The following is a 25,810-nucleotide window of genomic DNA, read 5'->3' on the forward strand; positions in this document are numbered from 1 at the left end:
ATTATTATATTTTTTCTGAAGTTTAATTTCAATATTTTTCTGATATTTTTAAAACTTTATTTTATTTTTCAGAATATTTTATTAAAACCTATTGTGAATATAACGACCGCATGCTATATTATGAAAGAAATTTTATCTCAACCAAAAAAGAAGGAGGAACGAACATGCATATAAAAAAATGGATTGGAGGCATCTTGTTTTTGCTGCTGTTTTGTTCGAGCACATTACCTGCTAAAGCAGACGTACCTACTACGTATCAAAAACGGGAGCTTCGAGCGGCTTGGATTGCAAGCGTATACAATATTGACTGGCCTTCTCAGCCTGGTCTTCCGGTTGAGCAGCAAAAAAAAGAGTTTACCTATTTGCTAGATGAAGTACAAAAGATGGGAATGAATGCTGTGGTCGTTCAAATTAAACCTACCGCTGATTCCTTTTATCCGTCGAAATATGGCCCGTGGTCAGAATATTTAACGGGTACACAAGGTAAAGATCCCGGCTACGATCCTCTAGCTTTTATGGTGGAGGAAGCACATAAGCGCAACTTAGAATTCCACGCATGGTTTAACCCTTACCGCATTACCATGAATCATACTGATTTAAACAAACTTGCCGATAATCATCCTGCCAAACAACATCCTGATTGGGTCGTCTCCTATGGAAAACAACTCTACTACAACCCAGGTATTCCCGAAGTAAAAAACTTTATTATTGAAGAAGTGCTCGAAGTCGTAAGAAACTATGATATTGATGCTGTTCATATGGATGACTATTTTTATCCTTACAAAATTGCAGGTCAAACGTTCCCTGATCAAAAAACGTATCAAACCTACGGTGCTCAAACGTTTTCGAATATTGAAGACTGGCGCCGAGACAATGTTAATCAGCTTGTTCGAGATTTAAATACGGCTATTAAAAAAACAAAATCATACGTGAAGTTTGGCATCAGTCCGTTCGGCGTGTGGAGAAACATCGCTAATGATCCAACTGGCTCTGAGACGACTGCTGGACAAACAAACTACGATGATTTGTATGCTGATACGCGTACGTGGATTCAAAATGGATATATTGATTACATCACTCCGCAAATTTATTGGAATATTGGATTTGAACCCGCTGCTTACGATACGCTGCTCAACTGGTGGAGAGATGAAGTTCGCGGAAAGCCAGTTCACCTTTATATTGGACAAGCTGCTTATAAAATTAATAACAACGCGGTGGAAGCATGGTCTGATCCCGATGAGTATCCAAGGCAAATTGCTCTGAATCATCAATTTCCAGAAGTACACGGGAGCATGCATTTTAGCCTGAAAGATTTGAACCGAAACCCGCTAGGAATAAAAGATAAGCTGCAAAACGATATTTATAAACATCCTGCTCTTATTCCGGCAATGCCTTGGCTTGATGATACGGCTCCAAAAGCACCAAAATTAAAAAACGCGGGCCCTCATACAAAAGAAGCGGCGTTTGAAATTCGAGATCATCAGCAGAATGATTCCGCCTATTATGCCATTTATCGCTTCCAAGGCAATAAACGAGGTGACATCAACAACGCAGAAAACTTACTGACAACCGTTCGGAAAACAGGAGAAACACAATTATTTGTAGATCAAAGCGCACTCAAAAATCAAACATACACATATGTTGTAACCTCTGTTGACCGTTTGCATAACGAAAGTGCTGTTTCCCGTACGCTTACTGTAAAAGCACCTCATTAAAAAAGGTTCTATAACAAAATGTATGGTAGGATAAAGAAATCAAATGATGCTTTATCAAGCCATTCTGTTATAGAAAGTAGTGAAAAAAGATGGAACCAAACTATGATCGCGCCTTTGGCGTATATGGAATTTGTATGCGAGATGAAAAGCTGCTTGTTATTCGAAAAAATAGAGGGCCGTATATTCATCGCTTTGATTTGCCAGGCGGACAGCTAGAACACGGTGAAACATTAACAGATGCGATGAAAAGAGAATTTAGTGAAGAAACTGGCTTTGAAATTACTATTATTTCTCAAGCCGGTACAACGGATTTTCAGTATCCCTGTAAGTGGAAAGAATTTACCCATGTACATCACATTGCTGTTTTTTATTACGTAGACATTGCCGGCGGTGAGCTTCTTTCCAACCCCGTCCAGTTTGAAGGACAAGATTCTTTGGAAGCATTGTGGATTGCACCGCAAGATCTTAACATCGATAATGCTTCTCCTCTTGTTCTAAAAGCAGTGGAATCTTTAAGCTTATTATCATGGCCTTATGAATCTCAGATTTATGATGAATGGGAGCTTAAAACCTCCGAATGATGATAGTGACTAAACAGTACTTCTAAATATCGCAGGCTTAGCTTCTGTTTAGGCCAAAATCAGAAAATATGTTTAATTTCTTTCTAACGGTGGAATAGACAAGTAACACTACTTAATCACTAATAGAAAGGAAGATTAAAATGAGTAAAGGTTTAGGAGATAAAGTTAAAGGAAATGTATCAAAAGCTAAAGGTGAAGTAAAAGATCAAGTCGGAAATGCAACGAATAACCGCGATCTTCAGCGTGAAGGAAAAGCTGAGAAAGCAAAAGGAAATGCTCAAAAAGCAGTAGGCGAAACAAAAGATACATTTAGCAATAAATAAAAAAGGACGAGCTTAATGCTCGTTCTTTTTTTATTTACTAAGCTGATTTAAGCTTTTAATCATTACGTTTGGCTGCAACTCTTTATGCTCAGCTACATTTCCTTTTCGGTTAACCCAAGCCGTTGCGAACCCGTAGTTTTTAGCACCGGCAATATCCCATGTATTCGATGACAGAAACAATACTTCTTCTCTTTTTGCATTCATTTTATTTTTTGCATAATGATAGCTTGCCATTGTAGGCTTGTACTGTTTGATTTCGTCTATGGAAATAACGTCTTCAAATAAATGATTCATATTGTGATAAGAAACAAGCGGATCAATCATATGCTTAGGACCATTCGTAAAAATAGCCAGACGATATCCTTTTTCTTTTAAATAGGCGAGCACCTCTTTGACCTCATCGTAGACATTCAGCTTCATGTAAGCACTCATCAGCATTTTTTCTTCATGTTCCGTTAAATCAATATCATTTGCTTCTGCTGCATATTTCAGGGATTGATTTGTTAATGTATAAAAGTCAACGTATCGTCCCATCAGCTGATATTGCATTGCATATTCAATTTGCTTCAAACGCCATAAATGGCTAATACTTTCTCCTCGTTCCGGATACAGCTTATCACACGTTTCAATAACGGTATGTACATCAAACAGCGTTCCATATGCATCAAATAAAATCGTTTTAAATTTCATCTGTGTTCGCCTCCTTCTTTCATTTTACCCACTCGTAAAAAAACATAACGTTTTTTCTGTTAAAAAAGAGGCATATTACCAGCTGAAGTATGCTCATTTCTTATGAAGATAAAAAAACAGCAGGCTCTCCTACTGTTTATAATCCCACACGACTTTCCATTCTCCTTTTTCACGAACAGCATACACTTTCTGCACCAAATCAAAGTTTCCATATTTCCCTTTATACGTTTGGATAACGGTCATTTCGTAAACAACAGGAAACGCTTTACGATCATTTTCCATCTTCCAGCTCTTTCTTTTTTCAACATCTTCAATGGAATACGTAAAAGTGTCTACTCCGAAATGATTGAGAAATACGTGTGCTCGATCTTGTATGTATGCACCTTTTGTCCACTTCTTTTTCATGGACGAATGAAAAAGGTTCCATGATTCCGAAAAGTTCCCTTCCTGTTCTAGCGTATAAAATTCTTTTACAGCAGATTTGGCTTGATGACTCGGAGAAAAGAATGTAAATTGAAACATCCAAATTCCCAGCGCAATCAAAGCAAGAAACACAGCTACTCCTAAACTTCGCTTCAAAAGCAGTGTTTTTTTTCGATACAAGTAAAAAGCCCCTTTATCAAAAATGCAGTATACAACAGCTTATTCGATATCAGGGCTTTTTAGTATTGCCGAACTAAACTTATCGGACATATCCTCAAAAAAGAGATTGAGACATAACTACACACATGAAATCTACGTTCACCTTAACCATAAAAGATCCGAACAATTCACCGTTCAGATCTTCCTTCAACTAAACTACGTTTGTCCCAGCCTCTTTCTGCGCTATACAATGTGAAAAGCCATTTGCATGGCTGCTAAAAAGCCCACGAACACAAGGCCCGTCACGAGACCCTCTTTCCAATCTGGCCGGTCTCCTCGAACAAATTTAGCAATATCATACGATAGCATGGCTGCTAAAAAAAGCGTTAAAACAATATACAGCGGCTCCATCTTCTATCACCCACTATTTCTTTTCTTCAGTGTAACAACTTTTTCATAAGTATGCATGTAAAAAAAGCAGCTTAAAATTCTTGACGAATGTGTGAAATTTCTCTTTTTTATGCATAAACTACTTAAAAGCGTGAAAGGAAGATGCCCTTTGTCTGCTTTTAATCCTGAGCAATTTAGCGTCACATATCGGCAAGGAAGCACGCCCACCTTTCCTTTTATTGGGCGCCGCTATACGCTCACCCATTCTGAACAAACAGACGATTTATTTCTTTGGATCGACGAAAAGTTTGCTGTTGATCAATTAAATGAACAGCGAAATGAGCTTTTTGCCGAATGGCTCCACAAAGACGGTGTTGATACGCTGTATGTATACGTATTTATTGGAAATGAACACACGGAAAAGTCTGTTCAAGCCATACGGTATGCTATTTTCAAACAAGAAATGCCTTACTTACTAAAAGCATTGCGCTACGGTGATGCCACGTTTTTCAACGCTCACCCTGCTTTAGATCGTTCCCCCATTTACGTACATTTTCATTCCAGTGACAAAGAATTTCATTCCATTCGATATTTTCAAACGCCTTCTCACTATGCCTAAGCATATGAGAAGGGATCTTTACTTCGTTAATCTCCTGTTTTCCAAACTCCATTTCTTCTAGGGTCTCCCGCCCCTTCCATTTGTTTATCTTGAAAATTAATGGTTAACGCTTGGATACCTCCATAAAAGACGTCGCTTTCCTTTGTTTCTATCCGAAACGCAGAAGGGATATTTTTTGTATCTAAATCAGGCTCTATATAAATAGTCGAATCGTCAAAAATAAATCGCGGTTCATTTACAGCTTCTTGAAGCGGTTCATTTCCTTCAAGATTTTTAGAAAGTACCTGAGTTAAAATTTGAGGAATCCGTGTTCCGCCAGGAGAACCTATTCCCATCGCCCACTCGCCTTTTTCTCTTATAATAGTTGGAGCTGTAAAGGTTCTTGCTCTTTTTCCTGGCTCACGATTATTCGGTTCTTTGCTTCCAAACGTATCAGCATTGTTATTAAGAAAAAAACCGTCAACTTGTTCGCCTGTACCAAAGAAGTTACTTAACGTATTGGTTGTTGATACGACGGTTCCTTCTGAATCAATAACTACAAAATGTGTTGTACTTTCGTGTTCTTCATCCCCTTCACCTGAAGAACTTGTCGGGTGATTGACCAGGTTTGTTATATAATCATCACTAACTAACTCACTTGAGTTTTGATTATGAAAGTCAGGATCGCCGATTTGTTTTAACCGGTCGGAGTAAGCTGCTTTTTTAATTCTGTTCATCGTTTCGTAATAGTCTTTGTCAGGCATTGTTTCAAGATTTTCTTTCTCTGCCATTTTTAACATTTGAATCAGTGTAATCCCGGAAAAAGGCGGAGGCGCTGAAATCACTTCCGTTCCATTGTAAGCAGAAACGACAGGCTTGGTTTCTGTCACTTGATAGGAAGATAGGTCTTTTTTAGAAATAGGCGTTGCATCAGCAAGATCTTGTGCCAAATCTCCTTTATAAAATGCAGATGCACCTTCTCGCTGAATCTTAATTAACGTTTTAGCCAACACTGGCTGGGACAGCGTTTCTCCTTCTTCGATTGCTTCTCCCTTCGGATAAAAAGCAGATAGATCATCCACATCCATCCTTCCTCTAGAATAATACAATCGCGAAGATAAAAGAGAGTCTACTTCAAACCCTTTTTCAGCGTATTCAACGGCCGGCTGAATTAAATCACTCATTGATTTTGTGCCATACTTCTGCTGAATATATTCCATGCCAGCCACAAATCCCGGCACGCCGTTTTTACCGCTCATAGAAGTTGGAGCGGTTTCCCGGTAATCGATAAAGGTAGCAGGCTGATCTTTTTTGGCAATCAGCATACCTCCACCTCCGCCAATTCCGGATCCAAAAGGTTCGACTACGTTGAGGGCATACGAAATAGCAATGGCCGCATCTACTGCATTCCCGCCTTCTTTTAATACGTCCATCCCTACATTTGCTGCCAGAGAATTCGATGAACTCACACCATAAGAATGATCATTATTTTTTTTAAGCAGCTTTTTAGGACTAAGATCTGTACTCGATTGAGTCATAAAAAAAGCGGCTATAACCCCGATTAACAACAAAACAGCAACAATATTAAATAACAGTAATTTTTTATTCACACATTCCCCTCCATTTTTACTTATATGTATATTTTGTGAAGCGCTTTCATTTTTATCCATAAATTAAATTGCACACAAAAAAGACATCGCCCTGGACGATGCCTTTTTATTACTATATATGTTTTATTTCCCAGAAGCTGCTGCAGCATCATTTACTGCATCTGTAGCAGCAGATTTTGTTTGTTCAATCATTTTTACGTTATTTTCGATTTTTTGCTGTTCATCTGTTGAAAGAGTAGCCGGATGTTTTAAAGCTCCAAGTCCTGCTACTACTCCTGCTACAATAGCAATTGGTCCTACAATCCCTACGATACGTTTTGCGATCATTTTCTATTCCTCCAATTAAATTAGTCTGTACTTTTTTCCCATAAACCGTGGCGGCGCGGATCAGCGTCACCTTGAATTTTATTTTTCTTTAAGTCTTTCACAAGAGCTTGAACGCCTCCGTAAAACATTGCGTTATCATTGTTTTTTAAGTCATAGCCGTACGTTTTTAAACCATCTTTAGTTGACTGTTTAAGCTTAGCTTCTGAATAAAACTTATGAGAATCAAAAATCACACGCTTGTTTTCTACTGCCTTTTTAATGGAATCTTTGTCCTCAAAATAATCCCCAATTACTTGCGTTAACACTTGCGGAATACGATTTCCTCCCGGTGTGCCAATCGACATTACCCATTCATCACCTTCACGAATAATGGTAGGGGCTGTAAATGTTCTTGGACGCTTACCAGGTTCACGCTTGTTAATTCCTTGTCCAAACGTATTGAGCGTATTATTCAAAAAGAATCCATCTACATATTCACCGCTGCCGAAGAAATTACTCAGCGTATTCGTTGTCGATACAACGGTTCCGTCACCGTCCATCACAACAAAATGAGTGGTACTTTCATGTTCTTCGACGTCGCTTACTTTGGTGTGATCTGTTTCAGTATTATTTAATTTATTACGAAGTAAATGCACGTAATGATCGTCGATCCAATCATTTGGCGTTTCTTTTATAAAAGCCGGATCGGCAATTTTCTTCAAGCGGTCTTGATAAGCTACTTTTGAAATTTGACCAAGAAAATGATAATAAAGACTAGGATGCGATTCCTTCAGCTTCCAAATATCTTCTTGATCCGTCATTTTTAACATTTGAATGAGCGTAGCACCAGCAAAAGGAGGAGGTGCTGAAATAATTTGATGACCTTTATAATTAGTTGATAGAGGTTTGCGCTCAACAGGCGCATACTTTCGCAAGTCTTTGTGACTTACTTTCGTTTCTTCTGTAATATCGTCTGCAATTTTCCCTCTATAAAAAGCATTTGGCCCTTCTTCCTTAATCTTTTGCAGCGTGTTCGCTAATTCATGCTGTTTGACAATTTCACCTGTGTTAATGGCGTCTTTATCTGGGTAAAAGCTAGGAATTTCATCTTCATTCACATTACCTTTGTATGAAACCAGCCTATCGTGCAAATCTTTGTCCACTTTGTACCCCTTCTCGGCATAGTTAATGGCCGGGTCGATTAGTTTGCTCATCGACAGAGATCCGTAGTGGTGCTGAATATAATCCATACCAGCGACGAACCCTGGTACGCCAATCTCATCTTCTTTATCATTCTTAGGTGCAATTTCTCGGTAGTCAATAAATGTTGGAGAGGCATCTGCTGGATCAATCAGCATTCCGCCGCCTCCCCCAAGTCCTGATCCGTACGGTTCCACAACACCAAGCGTGTAGGAAATGGCAATAGCTGCATCAACTGCTGTACCGCCTTGTTTAAGAATTTCCATACCTACTTTTGTGGCGCGAGGATCTGAAGTACTTACTGCATATTCTTGTTTTGGAAACATAAATTGATAAACACATACACCTACTATGAGTGAAAAGATGACAATGGAAACAATAATCGTATTACGTTTATTTATCATCTTTTACCTCCTCTGTGTATGACGGGCTATTAGTTAGCTTGTGCTTCTTTCTTTTTGCGCTCCTCTGCATGTTTTATAATGCGAGAATGATCTAAGTTTAATTCAAACTTGTTTCGTTCTTTTTCTAACAGTTCAGGGTTTGAAGAAAACTTGTTTAAATCGTTATAAATACGCTTCATGCGCCAAGGGTTATCTGTTGGAGTTGGTGTACCTGCTTTAATAACCATTGGAATAACATCAATTTTAGCTTGGCCCTGCTTGTTTAAATGATACTGAACCATCGCTGTATTTTTGGTACTTGACCACCCTTGGTCAAAGATAAAGTTTCCTAGGCTATAGAAAATAACCGAACCTTTATATACGTCATATGACTGTAGAACGTGCGGATGGTGACCGATGATAATGTCCGCACCAGCGTCTACCATCGCTTTTGCTAGTCCTTCTTGACGAGGACTTGGCTGTGCATCGTATTCTTCACCCCAGTGGGCATTTACTACAACTAAATCAGCATTTGCTTTCGCTTGCTGGATCGTGCTGAAAATAAGATCCGGATCTGCTTTTAAAATACCTGGGTTGTTTTTTCCAGCGGACATTCCGTCTGAATGTACATCCGTAAACCCTACGGTTGCAATGCGGATGCCGTCAGCATCTTTATATGAAATATGCTTTGCTTCTTCAGAGTTACGGCCAGCACCAACAAAATCTAATTTGTTTGCTTCAAAAGTAGAGATCGTATCTTCTAACCCTTTTGCACTGTAGTCCATTGAATGGTTGTTCGCTAAGTTTAATACGTCGAAACCCGCATTTTTAACGGTCGCTAGATCAGCAGGCTTACTATATAAATGAATACCTTTTTCCATTGCTTTATATGAATCTACGTCGTTTGTTAAAATCGGCGTTTCGTAGTTCCCGCTTACGTAATCCGAATTTTTAAAGAACGGCTCCACGTTGCGGAATACAAAATCTTCTCCGTAGCGTTCAGTTACTTCTCTTACATGGCGACCCATCATAATGTCTCCGACCATAGTCATCGTTAAATCATTATTGGCCTCTGGATTAGCCGTCTCAGGGTTTTCAAGAGCGTCCGAACGCTCCATCCATCCTGAAAGAGCTAAAATTACGATTAAAATTGGCGTTAAGATAAGAGCTTGCTTGCCCGTTGTAGGCTTTGTTTTCTTTATAAACATCAATACTTTTTCTTGAAAGTTTAATTTTTTCTCTTTCAACGCTTTCACCTTCCTTTACCAGCTGCGGTTTGTTTGTGTATTAAAATAAATAATAAACTTGCATAATTCCAAATGTTACACCACTTAATAAAACCGTTGTTCCAACTGTTAAAGGAAGACCTTGCTTTTGCATTGTATTTGCAATTAAGCCCGGTACAATGATACCAATTCCGCGTAATTCAAACACTTCAAACGGCAAGATCGGGAAGAAATAATCAAATGCAACTTTAATCACAATACCCGTAATTAACATCGCTGTAAATTTGCGACGTCCATATAAAATAACTACTTTTGAGATTCCGTACACGACGATAACATACGTTAAAATACTAATTAAGAAAATCATTAAAATGGTAATTGGCTGATCAAATACAAGAGCTAAATACCCCGGTACGATAAGACCGGCTGGCAATACGCCCGTTTTTTCTGTAAAAATTAAGCTTAGTGTAACCCCTAACACAAGGGCAATATATAAATCTGATCCGAACATGAAATGGCCTCCTAGATTAAACTGCTTTTCTCATCTTTTTCATTTCAATAATAGCTTCAACAAGCGGCTCGGCTGAACCGTGGATATTTCCGACACCGTATACGATACGATCTTTTAAATAAGGCTTCATGCGCTCTAAAATTTCTTCTGTAGAAGCGCCTTCCATATCCCAGAATTCTTTTGTTGGCAATTCGCCTCTTTGGTGTGCAGCAGCGATTGGTGAGGTCGTCTGACCAATTGCAATCATTACATCCGCTTCAATGTATGGCATTACATCTTCAGCAAATTGCTCGGTGCGATCTACACGGTCCGGACGGCAGTTCATAATGACAATAGGAAGCTTTTCACTATAGTTCATTGAATCTACACGTTCCCAAATACGAAGCGTGGAAGAAGCGTCGTTGGCAGCAAATCCATTCACTAAAAATGCTGGATTTTTTTCATCGCCAAATGTTGTAATTCTCATAGCTCCTGGGTCAGGCTGGGCATTTAACATTCCTCTCATCGCTGTTTCAGCCTCGATGCCAAGTGCTTCTGCTACTGCTAAACCGATGGAAGCATTATCAGGGAAAACCATATAATCAAATTCACGTAAATACGCTTCAGATACTTTATCATTGTCAGCTACAATAACCTTTGTGTTGCGCTCTGCGGCTATTTTTTTATAGTATTCCAAATATGGACCTTCAATTGTAACAAGGTGGCCATCATAAGGAATAGTAGCAGTGAACGCTTGAGCAACTTCATCTAGAGTTGGACCCATTACATCCATGTGATCTTCTAGTACGTTTACAATAACGCCTACCTTGGCTTGAATCAGCTGATTTTGGAATGTGATTTGATAATCAGGCTGTACCGCCATACATTCACAAATAAGAGCTTCCGCGCCAATATCGGCAACTTCATTTACCACTCGTCGCTGTTCTCCAATGTTCGGACCTTCTTTACGACGAATAATTGGTTCTTCTTCACTTGTATGCCAGTAGATCATACGCGCTTGTGTTCCTGTCGTTTTCCCTACTGTTTTGTAACCTGCTTCTTTTACAATACCTGTAATCAATCGTGTAACGGTGGATTTTCCGCGAATACCATTAACATTCACTCGTACAGGAATTGAATGCAGCTTGCGTAAATGTCTGCGATACTCCCAAACGCCATACCCTACTAAAAATAGGCAGCATAGGATAATTAAGATCATGTTTCATTCTTCTCCTTCCAAACTTCTCCTGTTGGATACGTTATGAATGCTTTTGATTCATAATGATAGATATACGATTTCATAGTTTCACTCCCTTTATATATGTATGGGAGCTAATCAATTAACAGCGCTAGCATGCTGCTAAAACACCTGCTTTGAAAAATGGACTCGAGTACCAATTTCAACAGCTCTAAAACTATCATCTGCGCTCATTAGTGGTCAATAGCTCAAATGTTATATATTCTTACAATTCCGATTGTCTATTTACAGAATTAAAAACTCATCGTTTTATTTAAAATTTACAGAATAGGTCTAAAGTTTATTTACCTAGAAAAATCCCATTGATACCTTTTTTTACCATAACAACAGGAATATTTTATACATCACTCTTACAATTAACACACGGAAATATTACGTAATTAAAAATTTCTTAACTTTAGAAAACGTTTTGTAATATAAAGGTGGAATAAAAAATAGTTTATCCCATTAATTCCTTTTTATGGATATACCAATTGGATTTGTCTAACAACCGTACTTGTGAGGATGATAGATAGATATAAAAGTAAAAAAAATACATTTATTTATCATTTTCTGCTTACATTTAACTTACTTAAATAGAAAGGACATTAAATATTTTTTTCTAATTTTATAAGCATTTAGACTCCATATGTACCTAGTGCTTTTGTTGTTATTTTATAGATTTCCTTTATTTAATAATCAATTCAGTAAATCTAAATCTCTTGACTATGGCCTCTTTTCCTATTTTTATTTCAATATTTTCTGAATCTTTCTACCGATAAAGGCATCTTTTGTCCGTTAAGATTGCCTAGAAAAATGCATGATTTCTCACTTTTTTGGCATATGATGTTATCATAAAAAAAAGAAGTATCATCAAAAGGAGGAAAACAATGGTTGATACAATCCTTTATTTTCTATTTTCTTTTTGCTACATTGTCCTGTTTTTCTTTAGCATATATGTAGTACGAAAAAACACTTCGCCGTTTTACATGCTCTTTCTTCCTTTAGTAATAGCTGGACTAATTTACGATAATGTAATGATTGGGATTGGTTCATTTATCGGTGAAGGCGATACTTTACGTTCACTCAGCATGCTTCGCTTTTGGTTTCACGCTTTATTTACCCCTACTTTGGTGCTCTTTGCGTATGGCGTAGCGAAATATTCGACGATTACATGGGCTAAAAAACCTGTTGCCGGCATTGTTTTTTTGCTGACTACGTTTGCCTTAATTAGCTATGAAATAATCGAGACGATTAGTCAGCGTATGGAAGTTGTACGTGAATATGGCATTGTTCGCTATACATTAGTGGGATCATCCGGTCCCCCTCTTATGGTTCTTATTGTGGCGATTATTTTGCTTTTTGTTGGAATTTCCTTATTTCGCAAGACCAGGTGGAGCAGCATGATGATTGGAGTAGCCGTGATGATTGTAGGAAGTGCCGTGTCAATTCCTATACCAAGCACAGCCGTAACAAATACGTTTGAGCTTATTTTTATCTTTTCTTTATTTTTAACTCAGCGTCATTTAGTAAAAATACATTAAAAAGAAGCGATTCCCTTGCTTCTTTTTTTTATATTTGATATCTTTTACCTAACGACCGTTAGTTAGATTGAGGAGGAGCTTTTTTGAGTGAATTATCAACTGTAGAAAAAATTAGAGCTGCCGCAATGGAGCTCTTTGGAGAAAAAGGCTATACAGAAACATCGCTTGCTGATATCTCATCAAAAGTAGGCATAAAAAAACCTTCCCTGTACGCTCATTTTAAGAACAAAGACGACTTATTTTTACTAACCGTGCATGATTTAATGAATTTATTTTTAACAAAGTTATCTGTTATATACGAACAGCATAAAACAAAGTCTGCTAAAGAACAGCTTCACTGCTTTGTTGTAGATTTCTGCACGATGATTGAAAAAGATTCTTTTGGCCAGATGTACCGTCGTCTTATTTTGTTTCCACCTGAGCATTTGCAGTCGGAAGTAAAAGCTATTTTTTTAAGAAGCGAACGATTGTCTGATCAAATTCTGCATGCTATTTTTACACAGGGAATGGCTGAAGGCGAAATAATTGAACGTCCGATTGATTTGTATATCAATAGCTTTTATTGTTTAACCGACGGACTGTTCATTCAGCGCTTTTACTATGAACCAGAGTATTATGATCAAAAAATCCACGATGCTTGGACAATATTTTGGGAAGGCATACGCGCTAAATAGGCCCTGTAAAAAGGGCTTATTATTATGTAAGGAGGAATTAAAATGGCTTGGATTTACCTTATTATCGCTGGTTTGCTCGAGATTGTATGGGCAATCGGCTTAAAATATTCACACGGATTTACTGAATTAACTCCAACAATCATTACGATCGTCACAATTGTCATCAGCTTTTATTTCTTTTCAAATGCCTTAAAAAAAATTGCTGTGGGAACAGCTTATGCAGTGTTTACTGGTATAGGAGCTGCTGGTACAGCGATACTCGGTATGACCGTTTTAGACGAAGGCGTAAATATTGGAAAGATTTTATTTTTAGGATTAATGATTTTTGGAATTATCGGTTTAAAGTTAATTTCTACTGAAGAAACAGAAAGAGAGGAATCTTAACATGGCCTGGATTGCATTAATAGCTGCCGGTTTCTGCGAAGTGGGATTTGTGATTTTCTTAAAACTTTCGGATGGATTTAAGCGATTGCTTCCTTCAATTGGATTTATCCTTTTTGGTGCAGGAAGTTTTTATCTTCTCTCCTTAGCGTTAAAGGAAATACCTCTTGGAACAGCTTACGGTATATGGACGGGAGTAGGCGCTGCCGGAAGTGTACTTCTCGGCATGCTTTTCTTTCGCGAAGCAAAAGATATGCGTCGAATTCTATTTATTTTTTGTATTGTAGCAGGTGTAATTGGCCTTAAAATCACTGGATAAGGGTGTACTACTTCCCCTCTTTTCGTGCTATACTAAACTTGTAAACACTTTCAAAAAATAGGAGACGATGACAATGAACCTTGGGTTTGGAGAAATTGCCTTAATTGTATTTGTCGCTCTATTGCTTTTTGGCCCTAAAAAACTGCCGGAATTAGGAAAAGCTGCTGGAAAAACGTTAAAAGAGTTTAAAAACGCTACAAAAGGAATTATGGAAGAAGACGAAAAAGAAAAAGCCCCTCCTAAATAAGAGGCTTATATCTCTTTTAAAAGCTGACTCAAACGTTTGAGTCAGCTTCTTTGTGGTGAGAATATACTGAAATTCGATTTCGACCCGTACGCTTTGCTTCGTATAAAGCCTGATCTGCTTGATGAACAATTGAAATGGGTCGTATGTTTTCGGATGGAACGACTGTCATTATTCCAACGCTGATTGTGACACACTTAAACACTTCAGAAGCTTGATGGACAATTCCACGGTCCTCCACTTGCTGTCTAATAGCTTCTGCCATTCTGATCGCTTCATATTGATTAGCTCGAGGAAGCAATATACCAAACTCTTCTCCTCCGTATCTTGCGACAAAAACCGATTCGTCAAAGACAACGCTTTTAGCGATCTTCGCTACTTCTTTTAAGCATTCGTCTCCTTGAATATGGCCATAGGTATCGTTATACGCTTTAAAATAATCAATATCAAATAGAAGAAAAGAAAGCGCCTCTTTTTCTTTCCGCGCGTATTCCCACTCGATTTCCAGCTGTTTATCAAGAGATCGGCGGTTGTTCAGACCCGTTAAGCCATCTTTCATGGACAGCATTTCAAGCTTTTTATTAGCTTTGCGAAGATCACACTCAGCCTTCTTTTTCTCCGTAATATCTCGATATTCCCAATAGTGGCCAATATACACATGACCTTCATAGATTGGAATGTAGTCACGCGCATAAATTTTACCGTTAATAAACGTAATTTCTTCATCTACTATTGACTCTTTTGAATAGACGGTGCTTTCTACCGTTTTTAAAAATCTAGCGGGATCTTTCAACATAGGAGCGTGAGATAAAAACAGCTGATTACTTTCCAGTCCAACGTATTGATTAGGAGGCCCGGGTATATCAAACATGTCACAAAAAGTTTGATTAATAACGGCTACCTCGCGCTTTGGCGTTTCAATCATGGTACCTGTCTTTGCATTTTGAACCATAATCGAAAACATTTTAGACAGTTTTTTATGCTGACTTGTCGTTACGCGAGATACATATATATATCTACCTGCTAGATACACTAAACACCCGCCTATAAAGGAAGCAGGGAGTAAATAGACGATAGTCGCAGCGGCGTGCTTCATATCTTTAAAAAGAAAGGACAAGGAGAAAAATATGCAAAGCAAGCTAATAGAATTCATTAATTGAAAACGAATAAATGGACGATAAGGTAAGCGAACCGTCCACCCAGACAGTAAAGCCATTACGATAATTGTAGCAGCGCCTATTATTCCGCTTTCCGTAATTCCAAATAAAAGCAAACGCATTACTCCTATAATACAAGCTGCAATGATAGCCGGTATCATTCCTGCATAAAGACAAACAATTGTCACCGCTAAAAAGCGAAGGTCAAGAATAATAGTAGAATCTATTTTAATTGTATATATCATTAAAATGCTGCCTAATAGTCCATAAGAACATCCGTAATAAATTAAGCGATACATTTTATACCGTTTTATTCCTTCTACTCTATAAATGATTTGCTCTCGAACTATACTCGCAGCAAACAAGAAAGAAATAATTAACGTGATATTAAAGAGAAGTTGACTCACTTTATTCTTCACCTCTTTCCAAAAGCTAAAACAAAAACAATAGGCTTCTTAGCTTACATATTGTTTACAGCTGCTTTTTTATAACTAGTACTGTTTGATTTATCGAACAGCACTATCATTTTTTTCCTTCATTAAATAAAACTGTTCTACACTCTATTTGTTGCCGACCATCCTCACTATATAAAGAGTGTTTATCTTCCTTTTCTACAAGAAATTCTACTTGTTAGTATACTACTAAACTCTATGTGTACACATCACCTTTTACCTTTTTTAAAATATTTATCCATTTTCTATTTTTTGTATTTTTCACTGAAAGGTACGTAGTCGAAATGCAGCAAAAATAAAAAAAGAGCGTCGATACAACGAGCGCTCTTTTTTATTTATGGCGTAAAAATTCCCAAAGCCCTGGCGTTTTGGAAAAATCAAACGTCTTAACAGCGGAAAGAATTTTAATCTTTAAATCTTGCTTTACGTCTTCTCTCTCATGCAGCGAAAAACTTTGGACAGCTTTATTTAGTTTTGGTTCCAGCTTTTTTAGTAAACGCCTTGACGCCTCTTCATCTCCAGCTTTCACTTTATTTACAAGCTCATATAGAGTTTCCATTTCTTCACTTCTTTCTTAAATCAGTTGTTAATTCTTCCACTTTTTCTTCAAGTCGCTTTATATTGTTTTCTACACGCAGTAATAAATAAAAAGAAAGGACAGCGGGAAACCCTACGTTTCCAACAAGTTGAAGCCACTGAGGATCAAACATATCTATCACTCACCTTCATAATTTTTTTCAACTTGCCTAGCGCACGTTGGTAATGGTTAGAAACCGCTTGCTGAGAAATAGAAAAATAAGCAGCGATTTCTTTATGAGTCCAGCGTTCAACAATAATCAAGTGCAGCATACACTGCTGCTTGGCCGTTAATTGGCGAAATGCATGATGAAGAATACGATTTTCAAGTTGATTTCCTAAAAATTCATGCTCCCATACAGCTCCGTCCTGTACTCCTAGCATATCTTCAACTGTTCGATTTCCATCTAGCGCAGCCGGCTGCTGCAGGCGAAGAGGAATATATGAACGCTCTTTTTCTTTTACACGCATAACATCTCTGGAATAATGTCTGCAAAGCTTGTTAATATAATGAAGCAATCTAACTTCACTATAAAACTGATGAAATTCTTTGTTTAGAAGTCTTTGTTCTTTTGTATCATTTTTAACAACCGCTTTTTGTAATCGCTCATAGCGTTCTGGTGTCAAAAATGTATTCATTATATGAGTCTGAAGAGTTGCGCTGTGGTTTGTAAGAAATGTATGAAAGGTACATTCTTTGTCGTGCCGCTTTTCTTGCTGCGAATAGAGCTGAGTCATTGTGCAAATCTCCTCCTTTTTTTCTTATACTTATTAAAAAGGGAGAAAAGAGTAAAATAACAACACCAAAAACGAACGTTTGTTCTTATATAAATTTAACTATATTAGGTTTTTTATGTCAATATGATGAAATGCTCATTAATAATCAAAACGACTCAGTAAAAATAAAAAAAGAGATTGAGACATAACGAAATGGATCCAATCTAAAGACGAACAAATAGAATACATGAGCTGGACTGCTTATTACACCGCAGTTGATTTCCGTGCAAGACTTCGCTTTCCGCGGGCGGCCGCTGAGCCTCCTCGTCGCTTGCCCTCCAATCAACTGCTAGAAGGAACGAAACAGATGAAATCTACGTTCTGCATAACAAAAAAACGAAACACTAATCAAACATATTGATCAGTGTTTCGTTTTTCACTTCGGCTAAAATATTTTTATCCCGGCCCTTTTTATTTCTTCTTCATGTATAGATTATTCTTCTCCTAAAACGCGGTTGATACGTTTGCGAAGCATTGGCATTCCATTTCCACCCGCTTGGAAATGACGAAGCTGACCTTCTTTATCAAATACATAATATGCTGGTACATATTTATTTTCAAAAGCGTCTGTTAACTTATGCTCACTGTCTACATAAATTGGCTGAGTAATATCGTGTCCCATTGCCATTGCCTCAATAACACCCATATCTAAGTCATCTTCCGAACGAGGCATATGAACCGCTACAACATTCAATTGATCATCATACTCATCACGAAGATCATTAACTTCAGGCATTGCTTCTTTACATAAATGGCAGCTTACTGACCAAAAGTGGATAAGCGTTGCTTTATCACCTACTAAATCTTCCTTTGTTACTTCGTCGTTAATCCAAGATGTTGCTCCAGTTAATTCAGGCATTTGTTCACGTAATTTCATGTTAAAATCCTCCTCATAAATAAAACTGAATATTCCGTCTTTTATAATTAGAAAACTATCTTTTCTCTCTTAATGGCAGCAGTAGAGGAGGTTCTCCTCTACTCTACCGTTATTTATTAAAGTGTTTTTTGACCTGGTTTCCAGTTAGCTGGGCAAAGTCCGCCAGTTTGAAGTGCTTGAAGTACACGTAATGTTTCTTCTACGCTGCGGCCGATGTTGTTATGGTTTACAACTGCATATTGTAATTCACCTTCTGGATTAATAATGAATAATCCGCGAAGCGCTACGCCTTCTTCTTCAATTAATACGCCGTAATCACGTGCTACTGCATGAGTTGGATCTGCAGCTAATGGATAATTTAAATCTCCAAGCCCATTATCTTTACGATCTGTGTTAATCCAAGCTAAGTGAGTATGAATTGTATCTGTAGAAACACCTACCACTTCAGCATCTAGATCCTCAAACTCTTCGTAGTGATCTGATAGGGCTGTAATTTCTGTTGGACATACGAATGTAAAGTCCATTGGATAGAAGAACAATACTGTCCATTTACCGTTTTTCATATTTTCTTCTAAACTTACTTTTCCAAATTCCTTATTTGCAAGTACAGCTTCCATTTCGAAGCGTGGTGCTTGTTTTCCTACCATACGTTCTGCCATGTCAAAACCTCTCCTTGTACAATGTATTTAACAAGCCTATGCTTGTATGTATTATTTTTAATGCAATCAGCACTATTTACTATTTGATAACGATTATTAGTATCATTATAAACTAGTAATAACTATTGATTACATTCTTTATTATACACGAGCTATTATTATAGTCAATACTTTTTTATAATCATTTTAATCTAGGATTGATTATCGAATATTTCTCACTCTTTTTATTCTTTCCCTTGATCAATCCTATGTATGCAGGGATGAATGAACATAGAAGATACTAAAAAACTTTCCTTGTTTCAACATATTTGCTTTTACAGTGTGCTGCAACAAGATTTCGAATCTCAATTATGTTCTTTATAACTATAATAAAAGAGAATGAGACATAACGATCTAAATCCAATTTAGAGACGAACAAATGGTATAAATCATCTAATAAGGGTCACTACTTGTTACTTAAAACCTGCTTTTACCCTACCCATTAAAAAATCCGAACGAGTTTAATTCTCCATCAAGAATCAAACTCGTTCGGATCTTCCTTCAACTAAACTACTTTTGTCCAGCCTCTTTTATTTATTTCTTATCATTCGGATATACAAGACCGATTTGCTCTCGCACTTTATCCATCACGTGCATTGTTAGATATGAATTTTCATAAGAATTTGTGTCCGATTCCATCTTTCCTTGCTTTAACAGCTCTACGAATTCATTTATTTCATAGTACATAGCAGGATAAGGCTGATCGACCGTTAACTCTTCTACCCGTCCGTCATTGTATCGAATTTCTACCTTTTCAGCGGTATGTATTTTGTCAATAATCATACTGCCTTTTTCTCCTTGAATTTCACTTGGTAAATGCGAATTTGTAATTTTAGAATACATGATGACCGCGTCACGATCTTCGTACTCTAAAGCAACTGATCCTTCTCCATCTACTCCAGATTCTAGCATAAACGCCGTTGCCTTTATTTTATGAGGCCCTCCAAACAACGTAATCAGAGGATAAAGACAATATACACCTAAATCCATCAGTGAACCGTTGGCAAGCTCTGGCTTAAAGGCATTAAGCACGATACCTTCTTTATATTTATCATAACGAGAAGAATACTGACAGTAAGATGCCACGTATTTTCGAATTGGACCAACTTTATGTAAGTTCTCTTGAATCACGTTGAAGTTAGGAAGAAGGGTTGATTTCATCGCTTCCATTAGTAACACATTGTGATTCTTGGCTGTTTGAATCATCCGAGTTACTTCTGCTGCATTGGCTGCGAGCGGTTTTTCACACAGTACATGCTTGTTATTTTTCAAAAATAAGATAGCTTGTTCCGCATGATAAGCATTTGGAGTAGCAATATACACGGCATCAATTTCAGCACTCGCTGCCATTTCCTCCAAATCAGTAAATATATGAGGAATATCATATTTACCTGCAAATGCTTCTGCTTTTTCAATGGTTCGAGAATAAACAGCTGCAAGCTGAAAGTCGTCTACATACTGAGCTGATTCTAACAGTCGATCTGTTATCCAGTTTGTTCCTATTACACCAAAACGAATCATCTTTTCATCTCCTTTTTATCATCTATGTTGTATTGTATCGTTTTTAAAAAGAAAAACGAAGAAATAATAAAAAATCTATACCATTTTCCGTTGCTTTATATCTATTTTGTTCTATATAAAAAAACAGCTCACAACAAATGTAAGCTGTTTTTTTATATGACTCAAACGTAAGCTTATGCTTTCTCACCCACTACAGCAAAACGTTCGTTTACATAGTTTTTATTCTCTAACTCATCTATTAAAGCAATCGCATAATCAGCATAGCTAATATAGCTTTCATTTTGACTATTTGTGATCACGTGATCTTTTCCTAATTGATAGGCTCCAGTGCGAGCACCTTCTGGGTCAAAAAAAGCGGCTGGGCTTAAATAAGTCCAATCTATAGTTGATTTTTCTAGTTCTTTTAAACCTTTGCCCATATTTGAAGCCGTTGGATAATAAGCTGCTGGAAAACCTTCTGTGCTCATTAAAGGCATTGTTTTTTCTTCATCTACAAATAAACTTCCTGCTCCGCCCACTACTGCGAGTCGCGTTTGAACACCTTGAAATGCTTTAATAAGTGATTGTATAGACTCAACGTGCATCTGTTCGCTTCCGGGAGGTGCATTAAATGCGTCTACCACAGCATCGAACTGTTCAATGTCTTTTGAAGTAATGACAAAAATATCTTTTTCAATTACGTTTGTTTGATTTTTTAGTTTAGAAGCATTTCGAACAATGGCTGTTACTTCATGTCCTCTCTGTTTCGCTTCTTCCATAATTAATTGACCTGCTTTTCCTGTTGCTCCAATAACGCCAATTTTCATTTTTATTCTCTCCTTTTATTTTTGTTGTAACCACAATAGTTACACATCACACAAAAAAATTTGAGCTTTTATAACACTGATATTTCTTTTCAGCTCGTTGTAACCATTATAGTTACATGTTATTCAATTTGTCAACCTCACTATTCATTTTTTACGAGATAAAAGATTTTAGGGATCGCTAAAAAATCCACAAAACAATAGCTTATTTTCCATTTCAAAATATTACCATATTTTCAACTTATTTTTATCTCAGAGTACTTTTTTATGAAAAAAGGTTTCTTTTTTATAAAAAAGTGTTATACTAGGTATATTATTTCTTGTTCGGTGTTAACAAATAGAAAGACTTTCTTTAAAGTGATTCTTATTGAAATTGAGCAGAGATAGTAATATATTCGTGGATTTTCCACACAGGAGGTACTACAATGGTACAAGGTAAAGTAAAATGGTTTAATGCAGAAAAAGGTTTTGGATTCATCGAAGTAGAAGGACAAGACGACGTATTCGTACACTTCTCAGCTATCCAAGGCGAAGGTTTCAAATCACTTGAAGAAGGTCAAGAAGTTACATTTGAAATCGAAGATGGAGCTCGTGGACCACAAGCTGCTAACGTTCAAAAGTAATTGATTAAGAAGCTGTCACTTTAGTGACAGCTTCTTTTTATGTCTATTTAACCAATTAAAATTTGATTTTCCTGCCAAAGATTAGTCAAGTTCGTATCCGCGAGCCGCTGATGCGTCTCTTTTACGCTAAGCCAGCGATGCTTGTTGAAAACAAAGCGAGTTTCAGGAAGTTCAGTCCATATTTCCTGTACAGACTGGACATTTAACAGAACAAAGTTTGCTTCGTTTCCTTCTTCCACTCCATACTTTTCTTTTCCAATCAGCCGGGCTGGTATACTTGTAATCATTCGGAGCAACTGCCGCTGATCATCTGGACTTCCCATATGTGCAGCATAGGCAGTTAGTAACCCTACTTGCAGCAAGTCTGCTTTTCCAAACGGATGAAAGGGGTCGTTCACGTTATCAGATGCAGTAGCAATCGGAATCGCTGCTTTTTGTATGTCGCGAATACGCGTTACGCCTCGTCTTACAATTCCTTTATCTTCCCTTCCCTGTAAATATAAATTAGAAGCAGGTAATGTGACAACTCCAATTTTCGCCTGTTTCAAAAGGTTTAAGATTTCTTTCACTTTTGCATCAGTCATTCCTGCAAGCGAACAAAGATGCCCCACTACCACTTTTCCTTCCATATTCAATTCAATTGTTCTATGAGCAATATTAATTATCGTATCAACAGATGGATCATCGCTTTCATCCACATGTAAGTCAAGAGGTTTATTATAGGCTTGAGCCAGCGAAAACAGAGCATCAATCTCTTTTTCTGGATTTCCAGCTAAATGAGGACAGCCTCCAATCGCATCAATTTCAAGGTCGAATGCTCGTTCAATTTTAGTCACCTTATGCATATCATCAATGTCTAAGTTAGAGAATAGCGGAACAACCTGCACATCCATATACGGGCTTAATTCATCTCTCACTTCGACAGCCGCTTGTAAACTTCGAAATAAGCTATCTTCTTCCATGCTGCAGTCAAAATCAATATGCGTTCGAATCGTAGTCGTACCGTTAGCTAATGCCTGCAAAGCAGTTTTTAACATTCGCTGCTTAATTTCTTCTTCTGGAAATGCCGGCAGGCTGCTGCTGTAATTTTTAATGGCTTCTTGAAGAGTTCCAGATAGATTGGGTACCTGAGGAAGCGAATGAGCTTTGTCTAAATGCATATGCATATCTACAAATCCTGGTAATAGTACACGCCCCTGTGCATCAAGTGACGTTTCTTTTCCTAACACGGCCGCGTGCAGCGGAAAAAACTCGTCACCTTCAAGATAACCGTTTTGTAAAACGATAGAAGTATACATTCCATTTGAAATTTTCACTTCAAAAAGAGCGTGATCGTGCATAATTGGCAAGCGAACATTAATTAAGTGAAGCAATATAATTCCCTCCTCAATTTTTCAACTTCTTCATTTTTCATAGACCGCTTTATCTTATTTATCATTTATTGTTTAAAGCATTAATTCGCCAAATTTCGCGAATCACCTTCTCTCTAAAGGCCTTTATTTACAGAGAAAAAAGCAAGAACAAAAAAAAGGAGCAGCGTCCCCACGCTGCTCATCAAAGAAAAAATGCTAGAAAATAGATAGAATGTACTTCCCATGGTTAAATGAGGGCTTACAGATAAAGCTTCAGTGAGTGATTTCATGCTTTGCATCGCTATTCTCCCCAGAAAGCAATGCAGATACAAGCAAAAAATTTCCACCACTCGCTCACACTGTAAATAGACACATAAGAAAAAGCCCAAACAAAGGCAGGTCTCTCAAATACAATGAGCAAAAACCTACCCGCCTGGGCTTTTATCCCTTCGGTGTCATATCCACTTCTTTTCAAAAATGAATATGTGAATCGCTTGGACCAAACTTTCTACTAACGTAAAAATGGGAACCTAGATTCACTTTTTACTCATAGTCCTATCATTTACGGTGATAAGGTAGAAACGTCTGAGCCATATTCTCAAACATATATGAGTGAACCGTATTTAGCTTTTTCTTGTCTACAAATATACTATAGGTCTCTCTATAAGTCAAATATAAACGAATAATCTTTTTACTAAAATTATATATAGTTCGCCTTTTACAAAAGTTTACTTTTTTTAAAAGTTTGTTAAACTATCTAACACAGTAGTTGCATCTTCTTATAATCCTGCTTATACTTCGAACTACTTACATTATCTATAAAGGTCTTCACTCTGTTGAAGACAAAAAGCGATCTAGGGTTCCGTTTAACACATGTTAAAGGCTGGTCCGAGAGAGAGCGTACGGAACGGTCCGTATACACGGAAGGATAAAAGCCTGGGAGAATGACATCATTCTCCCAGGCTTTTCTTTTTTACTAGTATAAAATAGAGGAAAGAAGGGATTTATATGAACAACCAACCAGCGTTAAGTAAATCGCTAAAGGTATATCAAATTGTATTTTTGGGTCTTGCCTGGATGACTCCGATGATTTTCTTTACAGTTTACGGAGTAGCCTACGATGCGGCTGGAGGGCAAATGGTCCTTGCTTATTTAATTGCTTTTTTAGCTATCTTTTTTACCGCATATAGCTATAGCCGAATGGTAAAAGCATATCCAATAGCAGGATCTGCTTATACGTATACGAAAAAAGCTATACATCCTCGCCTTGGCTTTTTAGTAGGCTGGGCACTTCTTTTAGACTATATTTTCTCCCCTATTATCGCTATTTTAACATTTGGTATTTTTATGCATACGGAATTTCCTTCTATTCCTGTATACGTATGGGTCATTATCATGAACATTATATTAGCTTTAGTCAATATTGTTGGTATTAAATCTGTAGCTCGTATAAGCGGCATCTCCGTTGTAGTTCAGATTCTCTTTATAAGTTTGTTTTGTTTATTTATCATCAAAGATATTGCAACAGGTCAAGCTAGTTCTTCTACTCTTTTTTCACTTCATCCTTTTTTGGCTTCAGATGTACCGTTTACGACTATTTTTTCTGGAGCTGCGCTCATTTGCTTTTGCTTTTTAGGATTTGATGCAGTTACAACAATGGCGGAAGAAACAATTCAACCGGAAAGGACCATTCCAAAAGCCATTTTCCTTATTGTTTGTATCGCAGCTGTTATGTACATCGCTATCTCGTATTTTACACAGATTGCCTATCCGGGCTTCACGTTTACTAACCCTGATAATGCAGCCTACACCCTTGTAAAATTAGTGGGCGGAAATCTTTTAAGCAGTCTATTTATTACGGTATTAATTATTGCAACCTTTACTCAAGGAGTTTCTTCAGTCACAAGCGTTACTCGCTTTTTATATGCTTTAGGCCGTGAATCCGTACTGCCTCAAAAGGTATTTTCATATATTCATCCAACGTTTAAAACGCCCGTGGTGAATATCTTGCTTGTTACCGCTTTTTCGTTTTTGGGAATGTTCATCGATTTAAATACAGCCGTCACTTTTGTCAGTTTCGGTGCCTTAACCGCTTTTACATTTGTTAACGTATCAGTCATTGCCCATTTTTATATTAAGTTAAAGAAACGGTCGTTTACTGAAACAATACTCTATTTAATCTTCCCTTTGATCGGAGCAGCATTTATCGGATGGCTGCTCACACTGTTAAACAAAGACACTCTTTTGATTGGTGTCGCCTGGCTTACGGTTGGGTTTCTCTATTTATTTGTAAAATCTCGACTATCGGCTCCTTTTGTAAAGAGAGATCATTCAAAAGTGACGGTCCCTGAAAAATAAACTGAAAAATCAGTTTTTGTGTCAGGTATTCTAACAAACTGCTTGTCAACTTATTTTCAAACATACTATACTACGATTAATCGAAAGCCACAAATGGATAAAGGTTCTTACAGATGTTAAGAA

Annotated in this window: 29 protein-coding genes and 2 riboswitches; of the genes, 11 read left to right on the forward strand and 18 right to left on the reverse strand. The window is 37.4% G+C overall.

The features are described from left to right. Window positions 1-164: 164 nt before the first annotated feature. From AC1VNJ_RS09830 to AC1VNJ_RS09840, 3 genes are all read left to right on the forward strand, one after another. Window positions 165-1,715: a glycoside hydrolase family 10-like protein gene (locus AC1VNJ_RS09830; RefSeq protein WP_247807307.1), complete on the forward strand. Its 1,551-nt coding sequence runs from the start codon at window positions 165-167 to the stop codon at window positions 1,713-1,715. Window positions 1,716-1,804: 89 nt separating this feature from the next. Beyond that, complete coding sequence (locus tag AC1VNJ_RS09835) at window positions 1,805-2,296, forward strand: NUDIX hydrolase (protein ID WP_328171665.1); 492 nt, start codon at window positions 1,805-1,807, stop codon at window positions 2,294-2,296. 140 nt (window positions 2,297-2,436) lie between these two features. Beyond that, window positions 2,437-2,619, forward strand: a complete 183-nt coding sequence (locus AC1VNJ_RS09840; protein ID WP_014461302.1) for a CsbD family protein — start codon at window positions 2,437-2,439, stop codon at window positions 2,617-2,619. Between the two features lie 30 nt (window positions 2,620-2,649). On the opposite strand, the gene AC1VNJ_RS09845 is transcribed toward AC1VNJ_RS09840, so the two are convergent. The 3 genes from AC1VNJ_RS09845 to AC1VNJ_RS09855 all read right to left on the reverse strand — a co-directional run bounded on the left by AC1VNJ_RS09845 (window position 2,650) and on the right by AC1VNJ_RS09855 (window position 4,302). After that, on the reverse strand, window positions 2,650-3,309 hold the full coding sequence (locus AC1VNJ_RS09845) for a haloacid dehalogenase type II (protein ID WP_328240762.1): 660 nt from the start codon (window positions 3,307-3,309) through the stop codon (window positions 2,650-2,652). Between the two features lie 129 nt (window positions 3,310-3,438). Continuing rightward, window positions 3,439-3,912, reverse strand: coding sequence for a hypothetical protein (locus AC1VNJ_RS09850; protein WP_028412244.1), 474 nt, complete (start codon window positions 3,910-3,912; stop codon window positions 3,439-3,441). Between the two features lie 222 nt (window positions 3,913-4,134). Then, window positions 4,135-4,302, reverse strand: coding sequence for a hypothetical protein (locus AC1VNJ_RS09855; protein WP_460113644.1), 168 nt, complete (start codon window positions 4,300-4,302; stop codon window positions 4,135-4,137). Window positions 4,303-4,450: 148 nt separating this feature from the next. Between AC1VNJ_RS09855 and AC1VNJ_RS09860 the strand changes: the two genes are divergently transcribed. Next, the gene (locus AC1VNJ_RS09860) at window positions 4,451-4,900 is read left to right on the forward strand and encodes a staygreen family protein (protein WP_482640746.1); all 450 of its coding nucleotides are present in this window, start codon (window positions 4,451-4,453) and stop codon (window positions 4,898-4,900) included. A gap of 26 nt (window positions 4,901-4,926) precedes the next feature. On the opposite strand, the gene AC1VNJ_RS09865 is transcribed toward AC1VNJ_RS09860, so the two are convergent. The 6 genes from AC1VNJ_RS09865 to pgsB form a co-directional block, all read right to left on the reverse strand. Next, a complete protein-coding gene (locus AC1VNJ_RS09865) occupies window positions 4,927-6,489 on the reverse strand; it encodes a gamma-glutamyltransferase family protein (protein WP_034269815.1) in 1,563 nt (520 codons plus the stop codon). Between the two features lie 123 nt (window positions 6,490-6,612). Then, window positions 6,613-6,816, reverse strand: a complete 204-nt coding sequence (locus AC1VNJ_RS09870; RefSeq protein ID WP_014461308.1) for a CapE family protein — start codon at window positions 6,814-6,816, stop codon at window positions 6,613-6,615. Window positions 6,817-6,836: 20 nt separating this feature from the next. Then, window positions 6,837-8,399, reverse strand: coding sequence for a gamma-glutamyltransferase family protein (locus AC1VNJ_RS09875; protein WP_028412241.1), 1,563 nt, complete (start codon window positions 8,397-8,399; stop codon window positions 6,837-6,839). A gap of 29 nt (window positions 8,400-8,428) precedes the next feature. Further along, a complete protein-coding gene (locus AC1VNJ_RS09880) occupies window positions 8,429-9,625 on the reverse strand; it encodes a CapA family protein (RefSeq protein ID WP_028412240.1) in 1,197 nt (398 codons plus the stop codon). Window positions 9,626-9,665: 40 nt separating this feature from the next. Then, entirely contained in the window at window positions 9,666-10,115 is a 450-nt protein-coding gene (gene pgsC / locus AC1VNJ_RS09885; RefSeq protein WP_013055707.1) for a poly-gamma-glutamate biosynthesis protein PgsC, read from the reverse strand. Between the two features lie 16 nt (window positions 10,116-10,131). Continuing rightward, the gene (gene pgsB, locus AC1VNJ_RS09890) at window positions 10,132-11,313 is read right to left on the reverse strand and encodes a poly-gamma-glutamate synthase PgsB (protein WP_482640747.1); all 1,182 of its coding nucleotides are present in this window, start codon (window positions 11,311-11,313) and stop codon (window positions 10,132-10,134) included. A 908-nt stretch (window positions 11,314-12,221) separates the two neighbouring features. Here pgsB and AC1VNJ_RS09895 point away from each other — a divergent pair. From AC1VNJ_RS09895 to AC1VNJ_RS09915, 5 genes are all read left to right on the forward strand, one after another. Beyond that, window positions 12,222-12,875 (forward strand): hypothetical protein, encoded by a 654-nt coding sequence (locus AC1VNJ_RS09895; RefSeq protein ID WP_034269809.1) that lies wholly within the window; start codon window positions 12,222-12,224, stop codon window positions 12,873-12,875. 83 nt (window positions 12,876-12,958) lie between these two features. After that, the gene (locus AC1VNJ_RS09900) at window positions 12,959-13,549 is read left to right on the forward strand and encodes a TetR/AcrR family transcriptional regulator (protein ID WP_014461312.1); all 591 of its coding nucleotides are present in this window, start codon (window positions 12,959-12,961) and stop codon (window positions 13,547-13,549) included. 42 nt (window positions 13,550-13,591) lie between these two features. Then, entirely contained in the window at window positions 13,592-13,933 is a 342-nt protein-coding gene (gene sugE, locus AC1VNJ_RS09905) for a quaternary ammonium compound efflux SMR transporter SugE (RefSeq protein ID WP_028412237.1), read from the forward strand. A gap of 1 nt (window position 13,934) precedes the next feature. Continuing rightward, a complete protein-coding gene (locus tag AC1VNJ_RS09910) occupies window positions 13,935-14,249 on the forward strand; it encodes a DMT family transporter (protein ID WP_033578200.1) in 315 nt (104 codons plus the stop codon). A gap of 73 nt (window positions 14,250-14,322) precedes the next feature. Next, complete coding sequence (locus tag AC1VNJ_RS09915; RefSeq protein ID WP_013055701.1) at window positions 14,323-14,496, forward strand: twin-arginine translocase TatA/TatE family subunit; 174 nt, start codon at window positions 14,323-14,325, stop codon at window positions 14,494-14,496. Between the two features lie 28 nt (window positions 14,497-14,524). Here AC1VNJ_RS09915 and AC1VNJ_RS09920 read toward each other — a convergent pair whose 3' ends face one another. The 8 genes from AC1VNJ_RS09920 to AC1VNJ_RS09955 form a co-directional block, all read right to left on the reverse strand. Beyond that, window positions 14,525-16,057, reverse strand: coding sequence for a diguanylate cyclase domain-containing protein (locus tag AC1VNJ_RS09920; protein WP_230683443.1), 1,533 nt, complete (start codon window positions 16,055-16,057; stop codon window positions 14,525-14,527). Window positions 16,058-16,433: 376 nt separating this feature from the next. Further along, window positions 16,434-16,661, reverse strand: a complete 228-nt coding sequence (locus AC1VNJ_RS09925) for a helix-turn-helix domain-containing protein (RefSeq protein WP_013055697.1) — start codon at window positions 16,659-16,661, stop codon at window positions 16,434-16,436. Between the two features lie 4 nt (window positions 16,662-16,665). After that, entirely contained in the window at window positions 16,666-16,812 is a 147-nt protein-coding gene (locus AC1VNJ_RS09930) for a YvrJ family protein (RefSeq protein ID WP_013055696.1), read from the reverse strand. Next, on the reverse strand, window positions 16,805-17,416 hold the full coding sequence (locus AC1VNJ_RS09935) for a sigma-70 family RNA polymerase sigma factor (RefSeq protein ID WP_033578199.1): 612 nt from the start codon (window positions 17,414-17,416) through the stop codon (window positions 16,805-16,807). Before AC1VNJ_RS09935 ends, AC1VNJ_RS09930 begins: the two co-directional genes overlap by 8 nt. 472 nt (window positions 17,417-17,888) lie before the next feature. Next, window positions 17,889-18,332 carry a TlpA family protein disulfide reductase gene (locus tag AC1VNJ_RS09940; protein WP_013055693.1) on the reverse strand — a complete coding sequence of 148 codons (444 nt, stop codon included), beginning with the start codon at window positions 18,330-18,332 and terminating at the stop codon, window positions 17,889-17,891. A gap of 116 nt (window positions 18,333-18,448) precedes the next feature. Beyond that, the gene (locus tag AC1VNJ_RS09945; RefSeq protein WP_014461319.1) at window positions 18,449-18,991 is read right to left on the reverse strand and encodes a peroxiredoxin; all 543 of its coding nucleotides are present in this window, start codon (window positions 18,989-18,991) and stop codon (window positions 18,449-18,451) included. A gap of 573 nt (window positions 18,992-19,564) precedes the next feature. After that, a complete protein-coding gene (locus AC1VNJ_RS09950) occupies window positions 19,565-20,551 on the reverse strand; it encodes a Gfo/Idh/MocA family protein (RefSeq protein ID WP_482640748.1) in 987 nt (328 codons plus the stop codon). Between the two features lie 173 nt (window positions 20,552-20,724). Further along, window positions 20,725-21,357, reverse strand: a complete 633-nt coding sequence (locus tag AC1VNJ_RS09955; protein ID WP_033578197.1) for an NAD(P)-dependent oxidoreductase — start codon at window positions 21,355-21,357, stop codon at window positions 20,725-20,727. 422 nt (window positions 21,358-21,779) lie between these two features. On the opposite strand from AC1VNJ_RS09955, the gene AC1VNJ_RS09960 reads away from it, so the two are divergent. Next, the gene (locus tag AC1VNJ_RS09960) at window positions 21,780-21,977 is read left to right on the forward strand and encodes a cold-shock protein (RefSeq protein WP_013055689.1); all 198 of its coding nucleotides are present in this window, start codon (window positions 21,780-21,782) and stop codon (window positions 21,975-21,977) included. Between the two features lie 47 nt (window positions 21,978-22,024). On the opposite strand, the gene AC1VNJ_RS09965 is transcribed toward AC1VNJ_RS09960, so the two are convergent. Then, window positions 22,025-23,350: an amidohydrolase family protein gene (locus AC1VNJ_RS09965; RefSeq protein ID WP_482640749.1), complete on the reverse strand. Its 1,326-nt coding sequence runs from the start codon at window positions 23,348-23,350 to the stop codon at window positions 22,025-22,027. 509 nt (window positions 23,351-23,859) lie between these two features. Further along, window positions 23,860-23,961: riboswitch (purine riboswitch) on the reverse strand. Between the two features lie 211 nt (window positions 23,962-24,172). After that, window positions 24,173-24,274: riboswitch (guanidine-I (ykkC/yxkD leader) on the forward strand. A 63-nt stretch (window positions 24,275-24,337) separates the two neighbouring features. On the opposite strand from AC1VNJ_RS09965, the gene AC1VNJ_RS09970 reads away from it, so the two are divergent. After that, complete coding sequence (locus AC1VNJ_RS09970) at window positions 24,338-25,687, forward strand: APC family permease (protein WP_482640750.1); 1,350 nt, start codon at window positions 24,338-24,340, stop codon at window positions 25,685-25,687. Window positions 25,688-25,810: the final 123 nt, after the last annotated feature.

The sequence above is a fragment of the Priestia sp. 3CA3 genome (genome assembly GCF_056836725.1).

Coding starts and splice junctions, on each gene's coding strand:
- AC1VNJ_RS09830 (WP_247807307.1), top strand. CDS start 165: ATGCATATAAAAAAATGGATTGGAGGCATCTTGTTTTTGCTGCTGTTT.
- AC1VNJ_RS09835 (WP_328171665.1), top strand. CDS start 1,805: ATGGAACCAAACTATGATCGCGCCTTTGGCGTATATGGAATTTGTATG.
- AC1VNJ_RS09840 (WP_014461302.1), top strand. CDS start 2,437: ATGAGTAAAGGTTTAGGAGATAAAGTTAAAGGAAATGTATCAAAAGCT.
- AC1VNJ_RS09845 (WP_328240762.1), bottom strand. CDS start 3,309: ATGAAATTTAAAACGATTTTATTTGATGCATATGGAACGCTGTTTGAT.
- AC1VNJ_RS09855 (WP_460113644.1), bottom strand. CDS start 4,302: ATGGAGCCGCTGTATATTGTTTTAACGCTTTTTTTAGCAGCCATGCTA.
- AC1VNJ_RS09870 (WP_014461308.1), bottom strand. CDS start 6,816: ATGATCGCAAAACGTATCGTAGGGATTGTAGGACCAATTGCTATTGTA.
- AC1VNJ_RS09875 (WP_028412241.1), bottom strand. CDS start 8,399: ATGATAAATAAACGTAATACGATTATTGTTTCCATTGTCATCTTTTCA.
- pgsC (WP_013055707.1), bottom strand. CDS start 10,115: ATGTTCGGATCAGATTTATATATTGCCCTTGTGTTAGGGGTTACACTA.
- pgsB (WP_482640747.1), bottom strand. CDS start 11,313: ATGATCTTAATTATCCTATGCTGCCTATTTTTAGTAGGGTATGGCGTT.
- AC1VNJ_RS09895 (WP_034269809.1), top strand. CDS start 12,222: ATGGTTGATACAATCCTTTATTTTCTATTTTCTTTTTGCTACATTGTC.
- sugE (WP_028412237.1), top strand. CDS start 13,592: ATGGCTTGGATTTACCTTATTATCGCTGGTTTGCTCGAGATTGTATGG.
- AC1VNJ_RS09910 (WP_033578200.1), top strand. CDS start 13,935: ATGGCCTGGATTGCATTAATAGCTGCCGGTTTCTGCGAAGTGGGATTT.
- AC1VNJ_RS09915 (WP_013055701.1), top strand. CDS start 14,323: ATGAACCTTGGGTTTGGAGAAATTGCCTTAATTGTATTTGTCGCTCTA.
- AC1VNJ_RS09925 (WP_013055697.1), bottom strand. CDS start 16,661: ATGGAAACTCTATATGAGCTTGTAAATAAAGTGAAAGCTGGAGATGAA.
- AC1VNJ_RS09930 (WP_013055696.1), bottom strand. CDS start 16,812: ATGTTTGATCCTCAGTGGCTTCAACTTGTTGGAAACGTAGGGTTTCCC.
- AC1VNJ_RS09935 (WP_033578199.1), bottom strand. CDS start 17,416: ATGACTCAGCTCTATTCGCAGCAAGAAAAGCGGCACGACAAAGAATGT.
- AC1VNJ_RS09940 (WP_013055693.1), bottom strand. CDS start 18,332: ATGAAATTACGTGAACAAATGCCTGAATTAACTGGAGCAACATCTTGG.
- AC1VNJ_RS09945 (WP_014461319.1), bottom strand. CDS start 18,991: ATGGCAGAACGTATGGTAGGAAAACAAGCACCACGCTTCGAAATGGAA.
- AC1VNJ_RS09950 (WP_482640748.1), bottom strand. CDS start 20,551: ATGATTCGTTTTGGTGTAATAGGAACAAACTGGATAACAGATCGACTG.
- AC1VNJ_RS09955 (WP_033578197.1), bottom strand. CDS start 21,357: ATGAAAATTGGCGTTATTGGAGCAACAGGAAAAGCAGGTCAATTAATT.
- AC1VNJ_RS09960 (WP_013055689.1), top strand. CDS start 21,780: ATGGTACAAGGTAAAGTAAAATGGTTTAATGCAGAAAAAGGTTTTGGA.
- AC1VNJ_RS09970 (WP_482640750.1), top strand. CDS start 24,338: ATGAACAACCAACCAGCGTTAAGTAAATCGCTAAAGGTATATCAAATT.